The following is a 24,629-nucleotide window of genomic DNA, read 5'->3' as shown; positions in this document are numbered from 1 at the left end:
CACCGACGGCCGGTCACCACCGGCGGCCGGTCACCACCGGCGGGCGCTCACCGGCCGTGGAAGCGGGGCGCGCGGCGTTCGGTGCGGGCGCGGCTCGCCTCGGCGGCGTCCTCGCTGGCCCAGCAGGCGTCGTAGGCCTGCTCCAGCTCCGCGTCCGGGACCTCGGTGTCGAGGGAGTTCAGCGCGAGCTTCGCGTAGCGCAGCGACAGCGGCGCCAGCTCGGCGAGCTCCCGCGCCCAGCTCACCGCGTCCGCGTGCGTCCCGAGCCGGTCCACCAGGCCGCGCTCGTGGGCGGTCGTGGCGGGGAGGCGTTCCCCGGCGAGCAGCAGCGCGCGGGCCGGTCCGCCGCCCGCGAGCAGCGACAGCCGCCGCACCGTCCACGGGTCCACGGCGAGGCCGTTGCGGGCGGTGGGCACCGCGAAGTAGGCCTCCGGCGCGGCGACCCGCAGGTCGGCGGCGAGCGAGAGCTGCGCGCCCGCGCCGACGGCGGGCCCGTTGATCGCGGCGAGCACCGGCACCGGCGCGTCCAGCACGGACCGCAGCGCGGTGTAGAGCGCGTCGCGGAACTCGTCGCCGTACACGCCGTCCAGGTCGGCGCCCGCGCAGAAGGTGCTGCCCTCGCCGGTGAGCACGAGCGCCCGGGCGCCCTGCTCGACCCGCTCGGTGACGGCGGCGGCGAGCCCGCGGCAGTGCTCGAGGTCGAGGGCGTTGCGCCGCTCGTGCCGGTCGAGCGCGATCAAGCCGACCGTCCCGTCCCACCCGGTGCTGATCATCGCGCGCATCCTCCCCGAACCCGGTGCCGTGCCGCCGCCAGTGCACCACCCGCGCGCCGACGGCGGTCCCCGCCCCGCACCAGATCACATCCACCGGACCGCGCTGAACGGTCGAACCGGCCGCTCACCTGCGCAGGCCCCGAGGAGACCGGGACCTCGGCCTCGTAGTGCCGGCGAGGGGCGGGACCAGCTCGGGAGGTGCGCGGCTCGGGCAGTACGGTTCCGGGGTGCGTGTCGAGGTGCTCTCCGATCATCCGCGGTCCGAGGCCCGCCGGACCGAACAGGCCGCGCGGGAGCGGCGCACCCGCTACGAGCAGGCGGTGGCGCAGGCGCGGGAGCGCCACGCCCGGCGCCGCTGGTGGCAGGTGTGGAAGCTGCCCGCCCAGTGGCGGGAGCTGCGCCGGTTGCAGGCCGCGCGCCCGACCGACGACGCTGCGGTCCAGGACCGGCTCGCCCAGCAGGAGGCGGGCATCGAGGCGGAGGACGCGGTGGCCACCGCGCTGGAACGCCTCTCCGACGACTGGATCGTGTTCCGCGGCTACCGCAACCGCCGCGGCGAGGTGGACCACCTGGTGGTCGGCCCCGGCGGGGTGTGGGCGATCGAGGTGAAGAACCACCCGGGCCGGGTGCACGCCGACGGCGATTCCTGGCGCTCGGAGGTGTTCGACCGCTACGGCAACCACGTCGAGGACCGCACCCTCGCGGACCGCAGCGGCCGGAGCTGGGGCCGCCAGGTGCGGGACGTGGCGAAGGCGCTCGCCGACTTCCTGCGGCAGCGCGGCCGCCAGGTGCTGGTGCGGCCGGCGCTGGTGGTGGTGAACCCGCGCGCGGAGATCGGTTCGGTGCGGCGCAGCGGCCTGGCGCTGGTCACCGCGAGCCTCGACGAGCTGGTGCGCACCTTGCGGCAGGCCCCGCCGACGCTGGGCCCGGCGTCCGCGGACGAGGTGGCGCGGCTGGTGCGCCGCGATCACGCCTTCCACGAGAAGCGCCGGGCGCAGCGGGACGGCTAGCGCCCGATCCGGGCGGCGGGCGCCGCCGAGACCAGGTGCAGCACGCGTTCCAGCGGCCCGCGCCCGAGCAGCGCCCGCCACACCACGGCGAACACCACGACGATCGCGGCCAGCAGCACCCACGCCAGGTGCGGTGCGACCTGCTGCAGCCCCGTCAGGCCGTCCGTCCCGATGGCCGCCAGCAGCACGATGTGCCCGGCGTAGGCGGTGAGCGCGAGCGAGCCCACGGCCGCGATCGGCGTCAGCACCCGCGCCCGCTCCACGAGCATGCACAGCCCGATGACCAGCAACGCCGCCCCGGTGGCCCCGACGACTTCGAACGGGCTGCCGCTGTGCGCGCCGGCCGAGAACAGCAGGAACGGGCTGCCCGTCCCGACGGCGCCGAAGCCCCTGCTCAGCAGCACGTCCACCAGCTCCGGCGGTACCGCGCCGCCGAAGGACGCCAGCACCTGCTCGCGGGCGCCGAAGACGTTCATCGCCAGCCACGACCCGCCGTAGCCGACCAGCGCCAGCCCGGCCCCCAGCAGCGCGACCCGGCCGCGCGCGGCGCGCAGGTCGATCCTGCCCAGCGCCATCCCGGCCAGCACGAACGGCAGCCAGGTCAGCACCGGGTAGCCGCCGTCCAGCAGCACGTGCTGGAACGCGGTGCCCGCCCCCGACCAGGACGTGAAGTCCTCGAACCGCGGAATCGCGCCCAACTCACCGGCGGGCGGCAGCGCGCTCCGGATCAGGTAGGACGCCAGCGGGGCGGCGATCGCCAGCACCGCGGCCAGCACGCCCAGCGTCGCGGCGCGCAGCCGCAGCAGCGGCAGGGCCAGCAGGAACAGCACGCCGTACGACGTGAGGATCACCATCACCGGCGCGCCGAGCGCGCTCAGCGCCAGCCCCAGCACGAACAGCACGACCGCGCGCACCGCGATCCGCACCGACACCTGCCGCCGCCGCAGGCCTTCGACGGGTGCCGTCCCGCCGCTGAGCAGCGCGATCGACAGCCCGGCCAGCACCGCGAACAGCGCGGCGGACCGGCCGGACACGAGTTCGCTCAGCAGGCTCTGCGGCGGCCCGGTGTGCGCGATGAACATGCCGAGCACGGCGAGTCCTCGCGCGATGTCCACGCCGATCAACCGCCCGGTTCCGGCAGGCCGGTGGATCGGTTCCGTCTCTGGGGAAGTGATTCCTGTCGTGCTCACCGGATCATGCTCGCCGGTGGGGCGGGCGGCGCGAATCGGCCGCTCGGTCAGCGCGCGTACGACCATCGGGCAGCGAGATCCCGCGTTTCCGGCTGATCGGACTAGGTGGGATCACCGATGCGCGCCACCCCGGCCCGGTAGACGATCCGTTCCGGCGGCAGCTCCGGCTCCGCTTCGGGGCGCCAGTGGGAGGGGGCGACGACGCCGGGCGGCACGACGTCCATGCCGTCCAGCAGGGCGCCGATCTGCTCGGGCGACCGCCAGTAGCTGGGCGGGTTGACGTCCCGGTACAGCTCGGCGATGCGGGCGGCGGTCTCCGGGGAGAGCCACTGGGCGGAGGAGTGCGAGATGGCCAGGTAGCTGCCGGGGACGAGTTCGGCGACGTAGCGGTGCACGAGGTCGGTGGCTTCCGAGTCGTCCTCGATGAAGTTGAGCACCGCCACCATGAGCAGCCCCATCGGCCGGGTGAAGTCGAGCAGCCTGGTCTCGGCGGCCTTGGCGAACACGACTTCCGGGTTCCGCAAGTCGGCGTCGACGATGTCGACCTGCTTCTCGTCGACGAGCAGCTGCCGCGCGTGCGCAACGGTGACGGGTTCGTTGTCCACGTAGACGACGCGGGCGGCCGGGTCGACGCGGTGCGCGATGTCGTGCACGTTGCCCGCGGTCGGGATGCCGGAGCCGAGGTCGAGGAACTGGTCGACGCCCTGGTCGAGGAGGTACCGCACGACGCGGCCGAGGAAGGCCCGGTTGGCGCGGATCGAGGGCACCACGTCGGGGTTCACCTCGAGGACCCGGTCGGCGGCCTCCCGGTCCGCTTCGAAGTTGGTGTAGCCGCCGAGGTAGTAGTCGTACATGCGGGCCGAGTTGGGGCGCCGCAGGTCGATGCCCTCGGTGCCGACGGGACGTTCGCCCGGCCACCGATCCATGGCCCCACCTCCGACTTCCCCGCGCACCTGCGTCCGCCGCGACGGTCCTGGACCGCGGTTCAGCTCTCGAACGGCCGCAGTCCGGCGAGCGCGGTCCTGATGCGCTCGGGCACGCGGACCGGGCGCCGCGTCTCCCGGTCGACGTACACGTGCACGAACCGGCCCACCGAGGCGGGTTCGTCGGCTCCCCCGCCGAACACGGCGAGGCGGTACACGACACTGGTATTGCCCACGCGCTCCAGGCCCACACCCACCTCGACGTCTTCGGGGAAGCCGAGTTCGGCGAGGTAGCGGCAGTTGGTCTCGACGACGAGCCCGATCTCGGGGAAGTCGCGGATGTCGGCACCGGTGGCGCGGATCAGCCAGCCGTTCACCGCGGTGTCGAACCAGGAGTAGTGCACGACGTTGTTGACGTGGCCGTAGACGTCGTTGTCGGCCCACCTGGTGGTGATCGGCCAGAGCACGGCGAAGTCGCCGCGGCGGGGCAGGTCTTCGGCGGAGTCGGCCATGCCCGGACACTACTCGCCGGTAACGGCGGGCGGCTCCGGACGGTCGGCGATCTCGGCGCGGACGCGGTCCTCGATCGCGGGTTTGCGCAGCCCGAGGCCGGTGAGCACGCCGCCGTCCTCCTGCTCCAGCAGGGCCAGCAGCAGGTGACCGGTGTCGACGTGCTGGTGCTCCAGGCGCAGCGCCTCCCGGAAGGTCAGCTCCAGGGCCTTCTTGGCGCCCGCGTCGAACGGGATGAGGGCGGGGACGTCGGCGCCGCCGGGCGGCAGCGGCGCGGTGGCGGCGCGGCGCAGCACGTCGGGGGTGATGCCTTCGGCGGCGAGCACGCGGGTGGCGGTGCAGCCGGGTGCGGTGCTGTCGGACGCAGGCCCGTCCGACGCAGGCCCGTCCGACGCGGCGAGCAGGCCGAGCAGCAGGTGTTCGGTGCGGATCTCGACGTGCCCGGCGCCGTGCGCCTCGTTCTGGGCGGCGACGACGGCGCTGCGCGCGGGGCCGGTGAACCGGCTGAAGCCCTGCTCCGGGGAGAGACCGGGACCGTTGAAGCGCTTCTGCGCGGCCTGCTTGGTGACGCCCATGCCGACGCCGATGTCCTTCCAGGACGCGCCGGAGCGGCGGGCCTGGTCGACGAAGTGGCCGATGAGGTGGTCGGAGACCTCGCCGAGGTGGTCGGCGGCGAGGACGGCGGCGGAGAGCCGGTCGAGCGCGTCGGTGTGCACGCTGGTGATCGCCGCGATGAGGTCGTCGAGGCGGACGGGCGGGGACAGCTGGAGGGGTTCGCTCATGCGTCAACCATAGGTTGACGAAATCCACTACGTCAACCTTCGGTTGACGATGGTTCGGCGACGCGCTGCGCGGCCACCACCGCCGCCCGCCGGATCCCCGCGGCATCCCGGTTCCGCGCGCCGCCGTCGAGCTTGCCGATCGCCAGCGCGGAGAGCGCCATCGACCGCGCGATGCCCAGCAGCACGATCAGCAGGTCCGCTGGATGCCAGGACCGGTCGACGTGCCCCGCCGCCTGCCCGCGCCGGATCTCGTCGATCTTCGGGCGCAGTGCGGTGAGCCGCAGGTCGTCGGCGCCGAGCCGCTCCGGCTCGTCCAGGTCGATCCAGGCCTGCAACCGGGCGCTCTGCGGGTGCTCCAGGTAGTGGTCGAACAGCCTGCCCACGTAGCCGGGCACGTCCTCGCCGCGCAGCGCGGTCCGCTCGTCGATCTCGGCGACCCAGCGGCGCACGACCTCCTCGAACAGCACCTGCTTGCCGGGGAAGTAGGCGTAGAGCCGGTCCTTGCTGGCCTGCGCGTCGGCCGCGATGCGGTTGATCCGGGCGCCTGCCACGCCGTGGCGGGCGAACTCGGCGGTGGCGGCGGCGAGGATCCGCTCCCGGGTGGCGTGGCCGGCTGCGCGCATCGGGTGAGACTACCTTGCCGAACCGTTCGGTTCGGGAGTACGTTCGGCCGCCGAACCATCCGGTTCGGGAACTCGCAGCCGCAGGGAGCCGCCGTGCACCTCGACCAAGCCCGCGCCCGGTTCGCCGAACTCCGGCGGCAGGACTCCGGCGTCTCCCCCGACGAACTCGACGAGATCTGGGCGGCGCTGCCGACCATCGCCGCCGCGGACGTGCTCGGCGCGTGGCGGGGCGCCGACTTCGCCACCGGCCACCGGTTGTCCCGGCAGCTGGTCGCGGCGCGCTGGCACGGCAAGACCTTCCACTCGGTGCTGGACGCGAAACCGCTCATCTGCCACGACGAATCCGGCGCGCCGTTCTCCGACGTCCGGCTCGGCGGCGGCGAGGCGACGCTGTGGAACGTGGAGTTCCGGGGCGAGGTGACCGCGACGATGGTCTACGACGGGCGCCCGGTGCTCGACCACTTCAAGCCGGTCGACCCGGCCACCCTGATGGGGATCATGAACGGCAGGCCGGAGCAGGTGCTCGACGACGGCCGCCACTACTACTTCCTGCTCGAACGCGAGTGAACGCCCCGGCAGCGCAGGAGGTCCCGTGCAGATCACCGCGGCAGTGGCACCGGAACCCGGCGCCGAGTTCGTGCTGGAGACCGTCGAGCTCGACGAGCCGCGCGCCGACGAGGTCCTGGTCCGCGTCACCGCCGCCGGGCTGTGCCACACCGACCTGATCACCAAGGACGATCCGCGCCGGCGCGAACCGATCGTGCTCGGCCACGAGACCACCGGGATCGTCGAGCGGACCGGCAGCGAGGTCACCGGCGTCCGGCCCGGTGACCGGGTGGTGCTCAGCTACCGCAGTTGCGGGACGTGCCGCAGCTGCGCCACGGGCGACCGGGCCTACTGCGCGCGGGCGCGGCGGCTCAACGGCTCGGGCAGGCGCCCGGACGGATCGCCGACGCTGACCTGGCGGGGCGCGCCGCTGGGCGGCTCGTTCTTCGGGCAGTCCGGGTTCGCCACGCACGCGCTGGCGACCGAGGACAACGCGGTGCGGCTGGACGGCGCGGTGGATCCGCTGGTGGCGGCGCCGCTGGGCTGCGGGTTCCAGACCGGGGCCGGGGCGGTGCTCAACGTGCTGCGCCCACCGCCGGACGGCAGCGTGGCGATCTTCGGTGCGGGCGGGGTGGGCCTGGCCGCGCTGCTCGCCGCCCGGGCGATCGGGGTCGGCACCACGATCGCGGTGGACGTGCTGGCCGAGCGCCGCGAGCTGGCGCTGCGGCTCGGCGCGACCGCCGCGCTGGACCCGGGCGAGGGCGAGGTGGCCGCGCGCATCGGGGAGCTCACCGGCGGCGGCGCGACGCACGCCGTGGAGGCGACCGGGCTGGCCCCGGTGTTCGAGGAGGCGCTGGCGGCGCTGGGCACCACCGGGATGCTGGCGGTCGTGGGGCTCGGCGCGACCTCCGCGCGGCTGGACCTGCGCGACCTGCTGCACCGCGGCAAGTCGGTGCGCGGCTGCATCGAGGGCGACGCGGTGCCGCAGCGGTTCATCCCGGAGCTGCTGGCGCTGCACGCGGCCGGGCGCTTCCCGCTCGGCGAGCTCGTCACCGCCTACCCCTTCGCCGACATCAACCGGGCGGTCGCCGACCAGCGCGCCGGGCGCGTGCTCAAACCGGTGCTCACCTGGTGATCCGCGCCCGGTTTCCCGCCGCGGGGCGGCGACCCTCCCCCGTCGGCGCTGCGGTCGCCGGGAACGGGTTGCACCGGCAGGTAGCGTGGGAGTCGGTTGAGCCCACAGCCGCGACAAGTCTTTCGCCACCGAGGGCGTGCGCTCGGCCGTCGTACCGCGGCATCGTCCGCGTTCGCCGCCCGCTCTCGGTACCCCCAGGAGGCGGCATGCATGTGACTCCCGTACGCACCACCAACGCGCTGGCACTGGAAGAGCAGGTCGGCATCTCGGCACGACGTCCGCCGACCCCTTCCGCGCCACCGCGCGCCGGGGGTGGGGCGCTCGGGCTCGAGCTGCACCGCCCCGACCCGGGAACCATCCTGCTCGCCGCCCGCGGTGAGCTCGACGCGGGCAACACCGGGCGGCTGCGCGAGCTGCTGTGGCACCGGCTGGCGTCCTGCACCGGAACCGTGGTGCTGGACCTGTCGGAGATCACCTTCGTGGACACGGCCTGCCTGCACCTGCTGGACCAGTGCCAGCGGCGGGCCGACCAGCACGACATCTCGTTCCGCGTGGTCCTCGACGAGCGCGGCCTGCTGGACCGGCTGCTGGAGCTGGCCGACGTGCAGGTGCGGTTCCTGACGTTCGCGGACCTGCCGGCCGCGCTGCGCTGACGAGTGCGGGGCCGTGCCGCCTGCCGGACGGCACGGCCGCGCGCTCACTCGGACCAGTCGATGCCGATCGCGCCGTCGGACACGAGCAGGAATTCGCAGCCGTCGACGGGATCGGCTTCCTCCGGCCCGTAGACGTGCCCGGCCTGCACGGCGCGCACCGAGCCCGCGCGCACCCAGCCCTCCTCGCCGAAGCGCAGCGCGCCCTTGACCATGTGGTAGGTCGTGTTGAACGGGTGGCTGTGCTCGGGGGCGGAGTAGCCGGGCGGGAACCAGGCGTAGAAGACGTTCGGCGCGAGGATCTTCACCTGGGCGGCGTGGTCGCCGCCGGGCAGGTGCGGGTCCTCGAACGGAACCCACGGCTCCTCGTCCAGGACCTTGGCCCAGACGGCGGGGGTGTCGTCGATGCTCATCGGTGGTGGATCTCCAGTCCGGGAACCGGGCGGCACGCTTCCTTCGCCGGACAGTGTGCTCCTCGACGATCACCGGCGATCCACCGACCCCGAACCGTTTTCGGGAATATACCGGCGGTTTTATGCCTCGACCGAGATCATCTCATCACCGGATCGGGGCAACCGCAGCTCGGGCGAGACATCACTCCACTGAGGACCCTGATCGCCGAACATCCCGCAACCGCAACCCGTTTCCCTTGCAGTCCACAATGGATCGCGCCGGATCGGGGCCGAGAACCGCACCCGAACCGGTGAAGCCCGTTGGCCCGGGTGACCGAACCGGGATACCGGCGGGTGGCCGCCGCGCACGACGACCACCCGCGGTCACGCTCAGCGGCCGAGGCCGCCGCGGAGGTTCGCGGTGTACCGCTCCCCCGCCGTCGAACCGGGCGGGAACGTCTCGGACAGCTCGGCGACCACCTCGGCGGGCAGTTCCAGCCGCGCCGCCTCCAGGTTCGCGTCCAGGTTCGCGGCGCGCCGCGTCCCCGGGATCGGGACCACGTCATCGCCCTGCGCGAGCAGCCAGGCCAGCGCCAGCGCGGCCGGAGTGGTGCCGAGCTCCTCGGCGCGGGTGCGCAACCGGTCGACGCGGGTCAGGTTCTGCTCCAGCGCCTCCTCCGCGAACCGCGGGTAGCGCGCCTGCCTGCCCTCCAGGTTCTCCACGTCGGCCGCGCTGCGGATGGACCCGCCGAGCACCCCGCGCCCCAGCGGCGAGTACGCCACCAGGCCGACGCCGAGCTCCCGCGCCGCGGGCAGCAGCTCCGCCTCCACGTCCCGGGTGAACAGCGAGTACTCCTCCTGCGTCACCGCGATCGGATGCACCGCGTGCGCCCGCCGCAGCGTGTCCGCGGAAACCTCGGAGACGCCGATGTGGCCGACCTTGCCCTGCTGCACGGCCTCCGCGATCGCGCCGACGCTGTCCTCGACCGGCGTGGACGGGTCCACCCGGTGCAGGTAGTACAGGTCGATCCGGTCGGTGCCGAGCCGCTTCAGGCTGGAATCGATCGCCTGCCGGATCCGCTCCGGGCGCCCCAGGCCCTCGCCGCCGCCCGCACCGGTCTTGGTGGCCAGCACGATCCGCTCGCGCAGCCCGCCGGACAGCGCCCGGCCGATCAGCTGCTCGTTGTGCCCGTTGCCGTAGACGTCGGCGGTGTCGATCAGCGTGATCCCGGCTTCGACGAGGTGCTGGACCAGCCGTTCGGACTCCGCGTCGTCGGCCGCGCCGTAGACCCCGGACAGCCCCATCGCGCCGTACCCGAGGGCGCTCACCGCGGGGCCGCTCGCGCCGAGCCGGTGTTGCGGGATGTCGTCTCGTCGAGTCAAAGCCATCAGTCGGTGACCTCCCTTGTCGCCGTCGTCCGCGCTCGGCCGCGCGGACCACCGTCCGTCCGGCGCAACGCAGCGGCACCTCCGACCGTTCCCGTCACTCCGGAACTTCCCGGATCGTGGGCCCTCCACCAGGTGAGCGCCCCGAGCCCCCGAGCACGAACCAGTGGCCCACTCACCTCCCGAAACCGACCAGGTGAGTGGCCCATTCACCCAACGAGAATGGGCCGGTGGGCCATTCACCTGTCAAAACCGACCAGGTGAGTGGGCCCTTCGCCCAATGAGGGCGGGCCGGTGGGCCACTCACCTGTCGGGATCGGGCAGGTTGAGTGGGTCTTCGGGCCGGTGGGAGTGGCGGGTGGGGCGTTCACCTGGAGCCGGTGGGGTGGTCAGCTGTGCCAGTTGCGGTAGAGGCGCACCGCGTTGCGCAGCGCCATCGTGACCGTCATCGGGCCGATGCGCGGCACGAACACCCCGGCCGCGTCCACGATGTCGTCGTCGTAGTTCTTCAACGTGGAGAAGTTGATGCAGGTCGCGCCAGGCTTGATCTCCGCGGCGCGGACCAGCGGGAACTCGCGGGACGGCACCCCGGTCACCACCACGTCGGCCTCGGCCAGGGCGGTGGCGCGGTCGACGTCGGTCGGGCGGACCTGGAACGCGCCCTCCTCCTGGGCGGGCAGGTAGGACAGCGGGCCGTCCACGTCGAACGAGGTGACCTCGGCGCCGTCGTTCGCCATCATCGCCGCCAGCGGCTGGCCCACGATCTCGCTGCGGTTGAACACGCACGCCTTCAGGCCGGCCAGCGGCTGGGCGGCACCGGCCCGGGTGATCCCGGCCTGCTCGACGAGCTTGAGCACCGCGAGCGGGGTGCAGGGCAGCACGGCGCGCTTGGTGTGCTCGACGTCGATGTAGCGGCGGTTCTCGTAGAGGCAGCGGCTCCAGAACGAGTGCAGTCCCTCGACGTCCTTGCGCGGGTCGACGAGCTCGCGCAGCCAGCGGTCCTGTGCCGGCCCCATGATCGGGTAGTACAGGAAGATGCCGTGCACGCCCGGGTCGCTGCCCGCCTCGTGCACCGCGCGCTCGACCTCGCCCGCGGGCAGCACCCGCTGGTCGAAGCGGATGCCGACCTTCTCGCAGCCGCGCCGGGTGTACTCGGCGTAGGTCTGGGTGGGGCCGTCCCCTTCGACGCGGAAACCGGTCAGCGTCAGCGGTTCCGGCAGCGCCGCGACCTCGGCGCGGATCTCCGCGCGGAAGGTGTCGGCGAGGGCACTGGGGTTGAGGAGTCGAGCGGCCACGGGTAGTTCTCTAGCACAGCGGCCGGTCGTCGGCGACGCCGCCCCGGAGCGACCCGCAGCGCGCTGACCTCCTGTTCCACCGATCTCCCCGGGCTCGCGCGGGGCGGCGGCGGGCGGCGGTGTGTCCGATGTCAACCGCCGGAAGCGCATGATCGGGTGGTGCGCGCGGTCAGCCGAGCTCGGCGAGCTTCCGGAAGTCCCAGCTGCTGATCTTCGTCGGGGTGACCCGCAGCCAGCCGTGCCTGCCGTCGTGGATCATCTCGTCGCCGCCGAGGTACTTGCGGGCGAACAGCAGCTCGATCTCGGCGAGGGCCGGTTCGGGTTCGCCGGTGCGCGGGGCCTCGCCGACGACCTCGGCGGTGCCGGTGAGCTCCACGCCGCGCAGCTCCTGGTACTCGGTGCCCGCGTCGACGACGACGCTGATCCGCGGGTCGCGCACCAGGTCGGCCCAGCGCTTGCTGCGGGTGAGGGAGTTCAGCCACAGCGCGGTGCCGTCCCAGCCGAACCAGAGCGGGGTGGCGTGCGGCCCGTCCGGTCCGATGGTGGCGACCCGGCAGGTGCGTTCGGCGGCGAGGAACGCGTCGCGCTCCTCCTGGCTCATGGCGATCCGGCGGCCGCGCTTCTGCGGCCGGAGCTCGTCGGTCATGCGCGCTCCCCTCCTGCTCCGAGGTGCTCGGCGAAGAACGCCAGCACCCGGCGCCAGGCGTCCTCGTCCGATTCCCGGTGGTAGCCGATCCCGGCGACCCGCAGCAGCGGGCCGAACGGGCCGACCTTCAGCTTGTTGGCGAAGCCGTGCCCGGCTTCGGGATACTCCTTGACGTCGTGCGGCACCCCGAGCTCGGTGAGGTGCGCTTCGAGCTGGTCGGCGGCGCCCTGGAGCGCGCGGTCCTTCCCGCCGAAGCTGGCGACGACGGGGCAGGCGCCGTCGAGCACGGCCCGGTCGTGCGGGACCTGCCCGTAGTAGGGCGCGGCGGCGTCGAAGCCGCGGGGCGCGGCGAGCAGCGCGAACCCGCCGCCCATGCAGAAGCCGACGACGCCGACCTTCCCGGTGCAGTCCGCGCGGTCGGCCAGCGCGCGCCGGGCCGCTTCGACGTCGTCGAAGGCCTGCCCGCTGCCGGTGCTGAGCTGGCGGAACACGGTGCGCACGCAGCGGGCGAACCCGCCGCGGGTGTAGAGGTCCGGCGCGATGGCGAGGAAGCCCTCGGCGGCGAACCGGTCGGTGATGGCGCGCGCGTCGTCGGTCATGCCGAACGCGTCGTGCACGACGACCACGCCGGGCCACGGGGGCGCCCCGGAGATCGAGGGGTAGGGCGCCGCGAGGTGGGCGCGGAGGTCGCCGTCTGAGGTGGGCACGGTCGTGGTCACGACCTCGAACCTAACCCCCGCAGCACGGCGCTGTCACTCGCCCGCCCACCCCCGAACGAGCGTGGCGCGGCCCCGGAAGAGGATCGCACCACCCATCCACAATGGACTGAACCCCATCGCCGAACCCGCACCGCGGTTCGTGCCTTCTTCCTGTCAGCGGCGAAGCCGATGAGCTGCCGACCACCGGAGCAACCGGGCCACCCGCGGGTTCTCAGCGCTTTCCTCGCGAGGACAGCGATTTCTCCTGTGGCGGAGCCACCGGTGAAATCGATCCCGCAGCGAGGAAAGCGCTGAGGTTCCGCCACCCCAGTGCTACTCGGTGGACACCGGGAAGCTCACGCTTCTGCGGTCCTCGTGGTGAAGCCGGTCAGCCCGGTGGCCCGCACGGTGCGCCCGCGCTCCACGGCCAGGTAGCTCACCACGAGCCCGGCGAGGCCCCAGATCACCAGCAGCACCACGGTGCCGCCGGACGGCGCCGAGCCGTCGACCACGGCCCGCAGCGCGTCCTGCGCGGGCCCGACCGGCAGCGCCGTGAGCACCGAGCTCAGCGCGGCGGGCACCGCGGTGATGAACCCGGTGGCCAGCAGCACCACCGCGACGAGCATCGCCAGGAAGCGGCCGGTGCCGCGCAGCGCGCCCGCCAGCGCCTGGTTCACCGCGGTGAACGCGACGGCGGTGAGCATCGCCAGCCCGGCGCAGCCGAACCAGCCGCCCACCGACAGGTCCTGCGCGATGCCGACGACGACCGCGACCAGCAGCCCCTGCGCGAGCCCGACCACCGCGGGCAGCCGGAACTGCCGCAGCGCCAACGAGAACGAGGACCGGGTGGATTCCAGCGCGCGGCGCGGGACCGCGCGCAGCACCAGGAAGGTGGCGACCGCGCCGACCCACAGCGCCAGCACCGAGTACAGCGCGATCCCGGAGGAACCGAACCCGAGGCTGCTGCCCTCCGCGGTGGTGATCGGGTTGGCGACGGTCTTGGCGAGCTTGTCCCGGTCCCCGTCGGGGTAGCTGGGCAGCTGCTCCACGGCCTGGTCGAGGCCCGAGGACAGCTGCCCGGTGCCGTCGCCGAGCTGGTGCGCGCCGTCGGAGAGCCCGCGCACGCCCTGGGCGAGCTGGTCGGCGCCGTCGGCGAGCTCCCCGGCACCGCCACCGGTCTGCGAGATCCCGTCGGCGAGCTGGCCGACACCGCCGTCGAGCTGCTGCGCGCCGTCGTGGAGCTGGTCGATGCCGCCGGACAGCGCGGGGAGCCCGCCACCGGACTCGGGGGTCTTCCCGGCGAGCGCGGCGAGCCCGCCGGACACCCCGGTGCTGGCCTGCTCCAGCTGCCCGGCGCCGTCGCCGAGAGCCTTCGCGGTGGCCGCCTGGATGGCGATCTTGTTGCAGATGGGCAGCGTGCCGGGCGGGCACTCCTTGCTCATCTCGGCGAGGTTCTCGGACATGCCCTGCAGACCGCCGGAGAGCTGCTGCACGCCCTGCGCTTCCTGCGCGGACACGTCGGCGAGCTGGCCGACCTGGCCGGGCAGCTGCGCGGTCTGCTGCTGGAGCTGCCCGATGCCGTCGGCGAGCCCGCCCATCCCGGTCTTGAGCTGCTGCGCGCCGCCTTCGAGCGCGCCGATGCCGTCGGCGAGCGCCCGCGACCCATCCGCGAGCTGGTCGGCGCCCCCGGCGAGCTGGTCGGTGCCCCCCGCGAGCTGCTTCGCGCCGTCGGCGAGCGAGGTCGCCCCGTCGGAGGCCTCGCCGAGCTTGTCCCCGAGCGTGTTGAACCCGACGAACACGTTGTCCAGGTAGGTCGTGGTCAGCTGCCTGCCGAGCAGGTCGGCGGCGGTGTTGGTGACGACCCGGCTGATCGCTTCGTCGGCGAACTTGCTGCGGCCGCCGGTGCTGACGTCGATGGTGGCCTTCTTCGCCTGCGCCGGGTCTCCGGAGAAGGAGGTGGCGGCGGCGGAGAAGTTCTCCGGGATCGTCACGACCGCGGCGTAGGTGCCGTCCTGCAGGCCTTCGGCGGCGGTCTGCGGGGTGGCGAACTCCCAGCTGTAGTTGCTCTCGATCTCGCCGCCGACGAGCTTCGCGGACAGCTGCCGCCCGAGCGGGGTGAGCTGGCCGTTGACCTCGATCGGTTCGTCGTTGTTCACGACGGCGGCCTTGACGTCGTGCAGCCGGTCTTCGGGTTTGCCCAGCGACCAGATCAGCAGGCCCGCGATCGCCAGCGGCACCAGCAGCAGGCCGATCAGGGGGAGGATCAAGCGGCGCTTCGCCATCGTCTGCTTACCTCTGCTCTCTAGCGGATCGCGGCGGCGAGGACGTCGGGCATCGCGGCGTCGTCGCGCAGTTCGGTGAGGGTGGCGGGGGCACCCGCGGGCAGGACGTAGCGCGCTTCGGCGAGCCCGGTGGTGCCCGCGACGACGGTGGTCCCGGCGCCGGTGAGCAGTTCGCGGATGCGGCCGCGCTCACCCGGGTCGGAGGCCCGGTCGGTGCGGTCGAGCACCAGGACCTCGGGCTCTTCGCGCAGCGCCGCCCGCACCGCGTCGGCCCCGCCGGCCCCGGCGTCGACGTAGGCGACCCGGGACCGCACGGCGGAGCCGCGGGCGGGCAGCACGTAGCCGAGGACCTTGAGCCGTCCGGAGTCGGGCTGGAGCCTGCCGGACAGGGTCAGCAGCACCGCGGTGATCGCGGACTCGTGCACGCCGCGGACCACGTGGACGGCGCCGCGCTCCACCAGGAAGCCGACGTCCCGGTAGACGGGCGCGCCGGTGGACGGGTCGTCGAGCCGGAGCCCGGCGCAGGCGATGGCCTCGTTCGAGCCGGGGCTGGGCCAGTCGGCGAGCTCGATCTCCTCGCGCAGGTTCTCCCCTTCGACGTCGAAGGCGGGCAGCATCCGATCCAGCTTCCGCGGCATCCACCACGCCTTCTCCCCCAGCAGCGCGAGCACCGCGGGCACCAGCGTCATGCGGACGATGAACGCGTCGACGAACACGCCGACCGCGAGTCCCAGCGCGATGGGCTTGAGGTTGGCGTCGCCGTCGGGGACGAACGCGGCGAACACCGCGAACATGATCACCGCGGCCGCGGTGACGACCTTGCCGGAGGAGACGAATCCGGTGCGGATCGCGGCCTGGGCGTCCTTGGTGTGCACGTACTCCTCGCGCATCCGGGACACCAGGAAGACCTCGTAGTCCATGGCGAGGCCGAACAGGATGCCCATCAGCACGATCGGCATGAAGCTGATCACCGGCCCGGTGCGGGCGACGTTGAGCACCTCGGCGCCCCAGCCGTCCTGGAAGATCAGCGTCACGATGCCCATCGAGGCGCCGATGCTGAGCAGGTAGCCCAGCGTCGCCTTGATCGGCACGGCGATGGAGCGGAACACCATCGTCAGCAGCACCAGCGACAGCCCGACCACGACGACGCCGAACGGCAGCAGCGCTTCGCCGAGCTTGTCGGAGACGTCGATGCCGACGGCGGTGAACCCGGTGACGGAGATGTCGATGCCGTAGGCCTCCTGGAAGTGGCCGCGCAGCGAGCGGATCTCCTCGACGAGGTCCTTGGTCTGCTCGGAGTCCGGGGCCCCTTCCGGGATCACCTGCACGATGCCGGTGTCCGCGGTCGGGTTCGGCACGGCCATCGGCACGTCGGCGACGCCGGGCAGCCGTTCGATCTCGGCCTTGAGGTCGTTCATCAGGCCGAGCGGGTCTTCGCTGGTGACGATGCTGCCGGTGACGATCAACGGCCCGTTGAAGCCCTGCGGGAAGTGCTCGTCGGTGAGGTCGTAGGTGACTCGCGCCGGGTCGCCGTGGGGCAGCGCGCCCGCGTCGGGCAGCCCGAGGCGGAGTCCGGCCGCGGGCACCGTCGCGATGCCGAGGACGCCGACGACGATGAGCACGGTGACGATCGGGAACCGGGTCGCGGCGCGGACCCAGCCGGCGAAGAACCGCTCGCCCACCGGCGGCTTGGCGCGGTCGGCGCGGGCGCGCTTCCCGGCCTTCGCCGACCGCGGGGTGAGCCGGTCCCCGGCGAAGCCGAGCAGCGCCGGGATGAGGGTGAGCGAGACGAGCACGGCGATGGCGACGGCGACGGCACCGGCGACGCCCATGGTGGTGAGGAACGGGATGCCCGCGACGCCGAGGCCCACGAGCGCGATCACCACGGTCAGCCCGGCGAAGATCACCGCGGAGCCCGCGGTGGCGGTGGACCGCGCCGCGGCCTCCTGCGGCGGCACGCCCTGGGCGAGTTCCTGCTGGTGCCGGGAGACGATGAACAGCGCGTAGTCGATGCCGACGGCCAGGCCGAGCATCAGCGACAGCAGCGGCGTGGTCGCGGTGACGGAGCCGAACGCGGTCGAGACGAGGATGAGCGCGGTGGAGACGCCGACGCCGATCAGCGCGTTCACCAGCGGCATACCCGCGGCGAGGAACGAGCCCAGCGTGATCATCAGCACCACGATGGCGATCACCAGGCCGAGCGCTTCGACGATGCTGATGCCGGGGAAGCTCTGCGCGAACAGCGGCCCGCCGTAGGAGGCCTGCGAGCCTTCCGGCAACCGCTGCTGGAGGTCGGCGGAGATCTGGGCGATGTGGTCCTTGGTGGGCTGACCGATCTCCATGGTCTGCCCCTCGAGCTGGATCATGATCAGGGCGGCTTCGCCGTCCTCGCTGATCGATCCGCCGAGGTCCGCGTTGTAGGGCGAGACGATGGAGGCGGCCTCGTCCATGCCTTCGAGCTCGTCCACGGACCGCTCGACCTCGCGCTGCACGACCGGGGCGCGGACGTCGTCGGCGACCACGATGATCTGCGCGGAGGCGCCGCTGGTCTGCGGGAAGGTCACCGACAGCCGGTCGAGGGCGTTCTGCGCCTCGGTGCCCGGGATCGTGACGTTGTTGTCCATTCCTTTGAACAGGAGACCGGCCGCGCCGCCGGTCACGACGAGCACGAGCAGCCAGATCACGAGGACGGTCTTGCGGGCCGCGTAGGCCCGCCGCCCCAGTGTGTAGAGGAACGAGGACACGCCACACTCCTGTCGCCGGGAAGGTTCTCGCCGGACGGCGGATCACCAGATCAGGGGAAGTGGATACAACGCTGTATCCGATACATGAGCGTATCGGATAGGATGGGTCGGTTCCACGCGGGCCGCGATCGGCGGGAAATCCGCTGGTGTACACCGCAGGAAGGAAGGTTCGTGATGAGCGCGAACAAGCTCGTCGCACCCGAAGGGCACCCGGACGCGCCCGCGCGCGAGACCGCCCGGCGCGCCCGCACCCGGGAACGACTGCTGGACGCCGCCTACCGGCAGTTCAGCGAGCACGGCATCAACGGCGCCTCCATCGAGGCCATCGCCGACGACGCGGGCTTCACCCGGGGCGCGTTCTACTCCAACTTCAGCAGCAAGGAAGAGCTCTTCTTCGAGCTCACCGAACGGGAGAACCGGGCCCGGCTCGAAACGCTGCGCGAACACTTCGCGCACCTCGTGGCGCCGCTCGGGGAATCCGGCGGCAAACCCGCGCCCGCGCACATCGAGGGCATCATCGCCGACGTCATGTCGTTCCAGCCGGACATCCGGCAGTGGTGCCTGGTGCAGAGCGAGTTCCGGCTGCTGGCGCTGCGCGATCCCGAAGTGGCCCCGCGGTTCCTGGCCGCCGCGCACTCCTTCCAGCGCGAACTCGCCACGATGATCGACACCGCGGTGCGGGCCGTCGGCGTGCGCTTCCGGATCGACACGCTCGACCTCACCCGGCTGCTCATCGACCAGTTCGACTCCGCGATGCAGGAGACCATCCTCGCCGGCGACGACGATCCCGACCGCAGCGTGCGCGAGAAGGTGATGCGGACCCTCCCGCTGCTGGTCCACAGCCTCACCACCACCCTGGACGAGGACTGACGGCCGTCTTCGAACCTGCACGGCGGATCCTTCGGAGTCTCTGACTGCCTGTCTCGCTACTTCTGCCGCGTAGTGCTCGGGTAGCGGAACCTCAGCGACTTCCTCGCTGCGGGATCGATGTCCGATGCATGTCCGGTTCCGCCACTGGACCACCCCTGCAACAGATGTGGGGCGAGAGGTTCGGCGCCGGGGCGGAGGTGGATCGGTCGGGCGGTGGGTGGGATTCCGCACGGCGTCCGGGTGGAAGCTCTGCGAAGGTCGGAACGTTCTTGATCCCGGGTGCGCCACCGCGCGCACCCGACGACACCGACGCAGAAGGAGAGGTCATGGCCGACCGCAACGCCACGACGAGCTGGACCGGCGACCTGGGCTCGGGTTCGGGCCTCGTCACCCTGGACTCCTCGAACGCGGGGCAGTTCCCCGTGTCGTTCGCGACCCGCGCCGAGGACCCGGCCGGGCAGACCAGCCCCGAAGAGCTCATCGCCGCCGCGCACTCGTCCTGCTACAGCATGCAGCTGTCCGGAGTGCTCGGCGAAGCCGGACTCACCCCGGAGCGGATCGACACCAGCGCCGAGGTCACCCTCGGCAAGTCCGGCGGCGGCTTCGCCATCACCGGCATCGCGCTCACCGTGCAGGCCACCGTGCCCGGCGCCGACGAGGACACCTTCCAGCAGGCCGCCCAGAAGGCCAAGGAGATCTGCCCGGTCTCCGCCGCCCTCACCGGCACCACCATCACCCTGGAAGCCACCCTGTCCTGACCCCTCCGCTCGCCGCAGCGGCGAGCCGGGCTCGTCCGGCCGTGCCGATCGGCCGGACGAGCCGTCCACCTTGACGTGATCGCGGTGCGTCGGGTGGGCTGTGGCCGGAACCTCGGAGGCGGCCATCGGCATCGACGTAGTGCTCGCCGTGCTCGGCGCGGCGCTGCTGCACGCCACCTGGAACGCCCTCGCGCACGGCATGGACGACCGGCTCGCCGGGTTCACGCTGATGGCGCTGAGCTACGCCGCGGTCGGCGGAGTCGCGGCGCTGTGCACCGGCTTCCCGTCCGCCGCCGCATGGCCGTACGTGCTCGCCTCCGCCGCCGCCCACGTGCTCTACCAGGTGGGGCTGATGCTCAGCTACCGCCTCGGCCGGTTCGGCCAGGTCTACCCGCTCGCGCGCGGCACCGCGCCGTGGGTCGTCGCGCTGGTGTCCGCGACGGTGCTCGGGCAGCGGATCTCGGCGCCGGAGCTCGCGGGAGTGCTGGTGATCTCGGCCGGTCTGATGAGCCTGGTGCTCGTCGGCGGCCGGCCCACCGCGGCGCGGTCACCGGCATCGGCCGCCGCGTTCGGCACCGGGCTGATGATCGCGCTCTACACCGTGCTCGACGGCGTCGGCGTGCACCGGACCGACGTGCTCACCTACGGCGCCTGGCTGTTCCTGCTGCAAGGCCTCGCGCTGCCCCCGCTGGCGCTCGCGGTGCGCGGCCGGGCGCTGCCCGGACAGCTGCGCTCCGCACCGGGCGGCGCGCTGCTCGGCGGGGTGCTCTCGCTGGCCGCCTACGGCATCGTGCTGTGGGCGCAGACCCGCGGCGCGCTCGCCCCCATCGCCGCGCTGCGCGAGACCAGCATCGTGTTCGGCGCGCTGATCGGGGCGGTGCTGTTCCGCGAGCACCTCGGGCGCGGGCGCGTGGTCGCGAGCGCCGTCGTGCTCGCCGGGATCGTGCTGCTCAACCTGCCCTGACCGCCACCGGACGGCGTGCCGCCGCGGTGAGCGCCGCGACCAGCCGGGCGCGGAACCCGCGCACCGCCGCCTCCGCCTCCGGCGTACCGGGCAGGCGGGTGCGCAGGAACAGCCCGTCGGCGGTGCGCGACACCCACAGCTGCACGTCGTCGGCCACCGTCTCGCTGCTGACGTGCCGCGGCCGGGATTCCGGGAACTCCAGGGACACCGGCATCCCGCGGTAGTCCACGTAGGACAGCATGAAGATGTCGCGGCGCACCCGCTCGTAGTCGTCGGCGACGGCGGCCAGCACCGTCGGCAGCGGCACGCCCAGCGTGCCCAGCGCCTCCCGGAACGCGACCTTCGCGTGCGTGTGCGTCTCGGCGAACCGGCCGTCCACCACGTTGAACGCGATCGGCGCGTTCGTCGTGAACCAGCCGACGGCGTGCCGCCAGCGCGGTTCGCGGCGGGTGTGCAGCGGCACGAGCAACCCGATCCGGTCCTCCGCGCCCAGGTCGCGCAGCGCCAGCCCGGCCGCCGCCAGCAGGCCGGTGAACACGCTGCCCGCCGCGGACCGGCAGGCCGCGTCGAACGCGTCCGCGGACTCCGCGTCCAGCAGCCGGTCCGTCGTCGAGCGCTGCGGCACCGGCTCGCCCGGCCGCACCCCGAGCTCCAGCGGGAACGCGGGCGTCGTGCCGCCGCAGTCCAGCAGGAAGTCCCGCCAGTAGGTCACCGCCGGGTGCTCGCCGATCGGCGCGGGCGGTGCGCCCAGCGCCTCCAGGCCCGGCGCGTCCCATTCCGGTTCGGGCGTGGTGCGCACCGCGTCGACCCGCGCCGCGGCGACCGCCGCGTGCTCCGCCGCGCAGTGCGCCACGAAATCGCCGACCGCGGGCAGCGCCGCCTCCTCACCGCGGGCGGCGGCGCGGTACAGCACCTGGATCTCGTGCGCGGCCACCGCCATCGACTGGGCGTCCGCGCAGGAGTGGTCGAACCCGGCGAACACCGTCATCCCCCGCTCGTGCCGGATCGCGCCGAGCAGGAACGGCGGCCACCGCAGCGGGTGGCACTGCTCGGCGAACCGCCGTGCCAGGTGCGCGCGCACCGCCGCCGAAGTCCGGAACTCCCCGGCGTCCTCGCGGTGCAGCGCCACCGCATCGGGGTCGAGCACCGCGCGGCCGATCTCACCGCCGCGCTCGGTGAACCGGCTCAGCAGCCCGGGATGCCGCCGCACCCACCGGCCGAACGCCTCCGCCAGCGCGGCGGTGTCCCGCTCCCCCGGCAGGTCGAACGCGCAGGCCAGCCAGTGGGGCGCCCCGCCTGCGGCGATGCCGTCCAGGTGGAAGCGCTGGTTCAGCGACGGCGGCACCTCGCTCGGGGTGAACTCGTGGCCCGGGGCCGGGAACGCTGTCCACTCCACGACCTCGCCGGGCGGCGGGTCGAACGCGCTGGTCGTCGTGACGTGCACCGGCGATCACTCCACGGCCGCGAGCGACGCGGCGGTCCGGAACTCGTGGTCGCCGTCGGCGAGTACCCGGTGCAGCACGGCACGCACCCGGTCCAGGTAGCGGGCCACGTTCTCCGCGGCGACCGGAGTGTCCGGGTAGCTGGCCTTCAGGTAGGTGAGCCCGCGCAACCGGTTGATCCACATCGGCACGTCGAAACCCTCCCCCGGGCCGCTGAGCACCTGCGCGCCCGCCTCCGCCCACAGCTCGGAGCCGCGGATGCGGCGCAGGTCGATGAACGACACGATCGGCAGCACCGTGCGCGCGTCCTCCTGCAGCCGCAGCTGCGACCCCAGCACCTCCAGCAGCTTCACCACCGGCACGTCCGCGATCGCGCGGGCGCGGACGAACGCCTCCTCGGCGGCGGCGAGCACCTCGCCGAAGGTGCTCAGCCCGGCGAGCGAGAAGTGCAGCGGCACCAGGTTCACGAACCAGCCCTGCGCCGCGGCCCACCGCGGCTCGTCGCGGGTCTGCACCGGGGTCAGCGTGCGGTACGAGCTCGCGCCGGCCAGCTCGGCGGCGGCGATCGCGAGCGCCGCGAAGATCCCGGCCGGGAAGCCGCCGCGGTGCGCCCGGCAGCGCTTGCCGAACGCGGTGGCCTGGGCGTCGTCGAACAACTCGCGCTCGGTCAGCAGTTTGCCGCGCGGTTCGTCGCCGAGCCCCAGCGGCAGCGGGAACGACGGCGGCCTGCTGCCGCCGTCGAGCCAGAACTCGCCCCAGGTCCGCGCGGCCGCGGCCTGCTCCTCCGGACCGAGTTCGCGGGCGCGCTCCAGCGCGGCGAAGTCCGCATGGTCGCCGACCTCCGGCAGCTCGGCCGGTTCGCCGGTGACCTGCTCCAGGTACAGGCGGCGCAACTCGTCGAACACCAGGAAGATCGAGTAGCCGTCGGTGTGCGCGTGGTCGACCGCGAAGAACACCGTCGACGACTCCGGGCGCAGCACCGCGCCGAGCACGAACGGCGGCCAGCTCAGCGCGCTGGTGGCGGTGGCGAACCGGTGCAGCAGGTGGTCCCGGATGTCGGCACCGCTGTCGTACTCGCCGACCTCGACGGGCACGAACTCGACGTCCGCGGCGTCCAGCGCGCAGCGGCGCAGCTCGTCACCGGTGTTCTCGAACCAGGTCAGCAGGGTGGCGTGCCTGCGCACCCAGCGCTGCCACGCCCCGGCCATCGCCGCCGGGTCCAGCTCCCCCGGCAGGTCGAACGCGGTGGCCAGCCACGGCGAGTGCACCGCGCCCGCGGCGTCGTTGGCCAGCGAGCGGCGGAGGTGGTTCTCCTGGAACGAGGACGGCGGCGCCGGGTGCTCCAGCGCCGAACCCACCGAGTCCGAAGTGGACTCCGACGGGTGCCATTCGACGAGCCTGCCCGGAGCGGGCTCGTAGTCGCGGAGTGCGTTCATCCTCATGGACGAGTTCCCTTCAGCACCACGTCGTGGTCCAGTCCGGTGTGCCGCGTACCCGCGCCGACCGGCGTGCGCGCGCCCGACCCTACTTGATCATGAAGTTCGACGTCCGTCCACAGTGGCGCGAACTCGGGCACCAGGTCCGCATCGGCCGTCGCCGCCGCCGCGAGCACCAGGTAGCGGAGCCGGGCGACGTACTCGCGCACCGCGGCGTCCGCCTGCTCCGCGCCGGGGAACCTGCTCGTCACGTAGATGCCCTCGACGCTGCGCATCACCCAGAGGTAGACCTCGTCCGCGGAGCTGGCCGGGGCGTGCAGCGCCCGCGCGTTCGACTCGGCCCAGCAGCGCGATCCCGGACTGGACCGCAGGTCCATGTAGGACACCACGAACCGCGGCGGCAGCTCGACGCCCAGCAGTTCCGCCACCTTCGGCACCGGCACCGTGGACAGCGGTTTCGCCCGCCGCAACGCCGCGCCCGCGCTCGGCAGCAGGTCCAGCAGGTCCACGCCATCCGGCACCCCGGCGGCACCCGCGGCGGTCACGCCCACCGGCAGCGCCAGCTCCACCGGGGCGAGGCCGACGAACCAGCCCACCGATCGCGCCCACGACCGCGCCGACCTGGTGTGCAGCAGCAGCAACGCGCGGAACCGGTCCGGCGCGTCGGCGGCCCCCGGCCGGGCCGCGGCGAGCGCCAGCGCCGCCAGCGCCCCCGAGAACGCGCTGCCCCCGTTGCGGCGGCACGCCTGCTCGAACGCCGCGGCGCCGTCCGCGTCCACCAGCCACTCGCACAGGCCGTGCTGGCGCGACCCGTCCGCGGCGAACGGCGCGCCCGCGGGCAGCGGGAACCCGGGCGGTGCGCCGCCGCAGTCGGCGAGGAACTCGGCCCACCGCGCCACCGGCTCGTCGGAGCGCTCGAAACCGTCGGTGTACTCCCGCTCCCGGGCGCAGAAGTCCACGTAGCTGCCGATCTCCGCCACCGCGGGCAGGTCGGCGGCGCGTCCGCCGCGGGCGGCGAGGTAGAGCTCGCGGATCTCGTGCAGCACCAGCAGGATCGAGTAGCCGTCCACGTTGCCGTGGTCGAAGGCGAGGCAGACCGTGCACGAGTCGGCGCGGGAGACGGTGGCGAAGGCGAAGGAGGGCCAGCTCGTCGGATCGGTGCGCGCGTTGAACAGCTCGCGCAGCGCGTCGGAGGCCTCGGCCGGATTCCGGAAGGTACCGAGGCCGGTGCGGGAGACCGTTAATCGACCGGGTTCCCAGGTGTGGCGCCGGACCTCGTCGCCGTCCGGGCGCAGGGCGCTGCGCAGCGTCTCGTGCCGGTCCAGCCAGTCCAGCAGCGCCGTGCGCCAGGCCGGCTCGTCCAGCGGGCCGTCCAGGTCGAAACCGACCGCCAGCCAGCTCGGGTCGCTCGCCGCACCCTGCTCCGCCCTGGCCCGCACGTGGGCCTGCTGCAGGTGCGACGGCGGGCGCGGGTCGGGTTCGGGCTCGGCCCCGTCCGGCGGGGACACGCACCACTGCGCCGCCTCGCCCGGCCGGACGCTGTAGTCCGCGATCTCCGTGAATCTCATGCCGCC

General features: G+C 73.4%; 23 protein-coding genes. 7 read left to right on the top strand and 16 right to left on the bottom strand.

What is annotated here, in order from left to right; genetic code table 11:
• Positions 1-47: 47 nt before the first annotated feature.
• The gene (locus AC29IT_RS10265) at positions 48-773 is read right to left on the bottom strand and encodes an enoyl-CoA hydratase (RefSeq protein WP_488218539.1); all 726 of its coding nucleotides are present in this window, start codon (positions 771-773) and stop codon (positions 48-50) included.
• A gap of 227 nt (positions 774-1,000) precedes the next feature.
• Here AC29IT_RS10265 and AC29IT_RS10260 point away from each other — a divergent pair, with 227 nt between their 5' ends.
• Positions 1,001-1,783 carry a nuclease-related domain-containing protein gene (locus AC29IT_RS10260; protein WP_358433107.1) on the top strand — a complete coding sequence of 261 codons (783 nt, stop codon included), beginning with the start codon at positions 1,001-1,003 and terminating at the stop codon, positions 1,781-1,783.
• On the opposite strand, the gene AC29IT_RS10255 is transcribed toward AC29IT_RS10260, so the two are convergent.
• The 5 genes from AC29IT_RS10255 to AC29IT_RS10235 form a co-directional block, all read right to left on the bottom strand.
• The gene (locus AC29IT_RS10255; protein ID WP_358433105.1) at positions 1,780-2,898 is read right to left on the bottom strand and encodes a DUF418 domain-containing protein; all 1,119 of its coding nucleotides are present in this window, start codon (positions 2,896-2,898) and stop codon (positions 1,780-1,782) included. The genes AC29IT_RS10260 and AC29IT_RS10255 overlap by 4 nt on opposite strands.
• A 176-nt stretch (positions 2,899-3,074) precedes the next feature.
• On the bottom strand, positions 3,075-3,899 hold the full coding sequence (locus tag AC29IT_RS10250; protein ID WP_488218538.1) for an SAM-dependent methyltransferase: 825 nt from the start codon (positions 3,897-3,899) through the stop codon (positions 3,075-3,077).
• A gap of 59 nt (positions 3,900-3,958) precedes the next feature.
• Positions 3,959-4,408, bottom strand: a complete 450-nt coding sequence (locus AC29IT_RS10245; protein WP_358433101.1) for an acyl-CoA thioesterase — start codon at positions 4,406-4,408, stop codon at positions 3,959-3,961.
• A gap of 9 nt (positions 4,409-4,417) precedes the next feature.
• Entirely contained in the window at positions 4,418-5,188 is a 771-nt protein-coding gene (locus tag AC29IT_RS10240; protein WP_488218537.1) for a Clp protease N-terminal domain-containing protein, read from the bottom strand.
• Between the two features lie 32 nt (positions 5,189-5,220).
• Positions 5,221-5,811, bottom strand: coding sequence for a TetR family transcriptional regulator (locus tag AC29IT_RS10235; protein ID WP_488218536.1), 591 nt, complete (start codon positions 5,809-5,811; stop codon positions 5,221-5,223).
• A 93-nt stretch (positions 5,812-5,904) separates the two neighbouring features.
• On the opposite strand from AC29IT_RS10235, the gene AC29IT_RS10230 reads away from it, so the two are divergent.
• The 3 genes from AC29IT_RS10230 to AC29IT_RS10220 all read left to right on the top strand — a co-directional run bounded on the left by AC29IT_RS10230 (position 5,905) and on the right by AC29IT_RS10220 (position 8,145).
• Positions 5,905-6,378: a DUF4334 domain-containing protein gene (locus AC29IT_RS10230; protein WP_488218535.1), complete on the top strand. Its 474-nt coding sequence runs from the start codon at positions 5,905-5,907 to the stop codon at positions 6,376-6,378.
• Between the two features lie 25 nt (positions 6,379-6,403).
• Positions 6,404-7,492 carry an NAD(P)-dependent alcohol dehydrogenase gene (locus AC29IT_RS10225; RefSeq protein ID WP_488218534.1) on the top strand — a complete coding sequence of 363 codons (1,089 nt, stop codon included), beginning with the start codon at positions 6,404-6,406 and terminating at the stop codon, positions 7,490-7,492.
• A gap of 206 nt (positions 7,493-7,698) precedes the next feature.
• Positions 7,699-8,145 (top strand): STAS domain-containing protein, encoded by a 447-nt coding sequence (locus AC29IT_RS10220; protein WP_358433094.1) that lies wholly within the window; start codon positions 7,699-7,701, stop codon positions 8,143-8,145.
• Positions 8,146-8,189: 44 nt separating this feature from the next.
• Here AC29IT_RS10220 and AC29IT_RS10215 read toward each other — a convergent pair whose 3' ends face one another.
• The 7 genes from AC29IT_RS10215 to AC29IT_RS10185 all read right to left on the bottom strand — a co-directional run bounded on the left by AC29IT_RS10215 (position 8,190) and on the right by AC29IT_RS10185 (position 17,585).
• The gene (locus AC29IT_RS10215; protein ID WP_358433093.1) at positions 8,190-8,555 is read right to left on the bottom strand and encodes a cupin domain-containing protein; all 366 of its coding nucleotides are present in this window, start codon (positions 8,553-8,555) and stop codon (positions 8,190-8,192) included.
• A gap of 369 nt (positions 8,556-8,924) precedes the next feature.
• Entirely contained in the window at positions 8,925-9,923 is a 999-nt protein-coding gene (locus tag AC29IT_RS10210; RefSeq protein WP_358433092.1) for an aldo/keto reductase, read from the bottom strand.
• A gap of 386 nt (positions 9,924-10,309) precedes the next feature.
• Positions 10,310-11,215 (bottom strand): bifunctional methylenetetrahydrofolate dehydrogenase/methenyltetrahydrofolate cyclohydrolase, encoded by a 906-nt coding sequence (locus AC29IT_RS10205; RefSeq protein WP_358433090.1) that lies wholly within the window; start codon positions 11,213-11,215, stop codon positions 10,310-10,312.
• Between the two features lie 169 nt (positions 11,216-11,384).
• On the bottom strand, positions 11,385-11,861 hold the full coding sequence (locus tag AC29IT_RS10200) for a pyridoxamine 5'-phosphate oxidase family protein (RefSeq protein ID WP_358433088.1): 477 nt from the start codon (positions 11,859-11,861) through the stop codon (positions 11,385-11,387).
• A complete protein-coding gene (locus AC29IT_RS10195; RefSeq protein ID WP_358433086.1) occupies positions 11,858-12,580 on the bottom strand; it encodes a dienelactone hydrolase family protein in 723 nt (240 codons plus the stop codon). The genes AC29IT_RS10200 and AC29IT_RS10195 overlap by 4 nt, the downstream gene beginning before the upstream one ends.
• A 335-nt stretch (positions 12,581-12,915) precedes the next feature.
• Complete coding sequence (locus AC29IT_RS10190) at positions 12,916-14,841, bottom strand: YhgE/Pip family protein (protein WP_358441226.1); 1,926 nt, start codon at positions 14,839-14,841, stop codon at positions 12,916-12,918.
• Positions 14,842-14,861: 20 nt separating this feature from the next.
• Positions 14,862-17,585, bottom strand: a complete 2,724-nt coding sequence (locus tag AC29IT_RS10185; RefSeq protein WP_488218533.1) for an MMPL family transporter — start codon at positions 17,583-17,585, stop codon at positions 14,862-14,864.
• Positions 17,586-17,759: 174 nt separating this feature from the next.
• Between AC29IT_RS10185 and AC29IT_RS10180 the strand changes: the two genes are divergently transcribed.
• From AC29IT_RS10180 to AC29IT_RS10170, 3 genes are all read left to right on the top strand, one after another.
• Positions 17,760-18,455, top strand: coding sequence for a TetR/AcrR family transcriptional regulator (locus AC29IT_RS10180; protein WP_488218532.1), 696 nt, complete (start codon positions 17,760-17,762; stop codon positions 18,453-18,455).
• 326 nt (positions 18,456-18,781) lie between these two features.
• Positions 18,782-19,213, top strand: a complete 432-nt coding sequence (locus AC29IT_RS10175; RefSeq protein WP_488218531.1) for an OsmC family protein — start codon at positions 18,782-18,784, stop codon at positions 19,211-19,213.
• A gap of 100 nt (positions 19,214-19,313) precedes the next feature.
• Complete coding sequence (locus AC29IT_RS10170; protein ID WP_488218530.1) at positions 19,314-20,177, top strand: EamA family transporter; 864 nt, start codon at positions 19,314-19,316, stop codon at positions 20,175-20,177.
• Here the strand turns inward: AC29IT_RS10170 and AC29IT_RS10165 are convergent.
• The 3 genes from AC29IT_RS10165 to AC29IT_RS10155 are packed head-to-tail and all read right to left on the bottom strand — an operon-like array spanning position 20,164 to position 24,623.
• Positions 20,164-21,621 carry a hypothetical protein gene (locus AC29IT_RS10165; protein ID WP_488218529.1) on the bottom strand — a complete coding sequence of 486 codons (1,458 nt, stop codon included), beginning with the start codon at positions 21,619-21,621 and terminating at the stop codon, positions 20,164-20,166. The two genes, AC29IT_RS10170 and AC29IT_RS10165, sit on opposite strands and share 14 nt — an antisense overlap.
• 6 nt (positions 21,622-21,627) lie before the next feature.
• Positions 21,628-23,061 carry a condensation domain-containing protein gene (locus AC29IT_RS10160; protein ID WP_488218528.1) on the bottom strand — a complete coding sequence of 478 codons (1,434 nt, stop codon included), beginning with the start codon at positions 23,059-23,061 and terminating at the stop codon, positions 21,628-21,630.
• Positions 23,058-24,623: a condensation domain-containing protein gene (locus AC29IT_RS10155; RefSeq protein ID WP_488218527.1), complete on the bottom strand. Its 1,566-nt coding sequence runs from the start codon at positions 24,621-24,623 to the stop codon at positions 23,058-23,060. Before AC29IT_RS10155 ends, AC29IT_RS10160 begins: the two co-directional genes overlap by 4 nt.
• Between the last annotated feature and the right edge of the window lie 6 nt (positions 24,624-24,629).

The organism is Saccharopolyspora sp. MMCC62, assembly GCF_057736575.1.
This window is presented reverse-complemented; position numbering and strand designations above follow the sequence as displayed.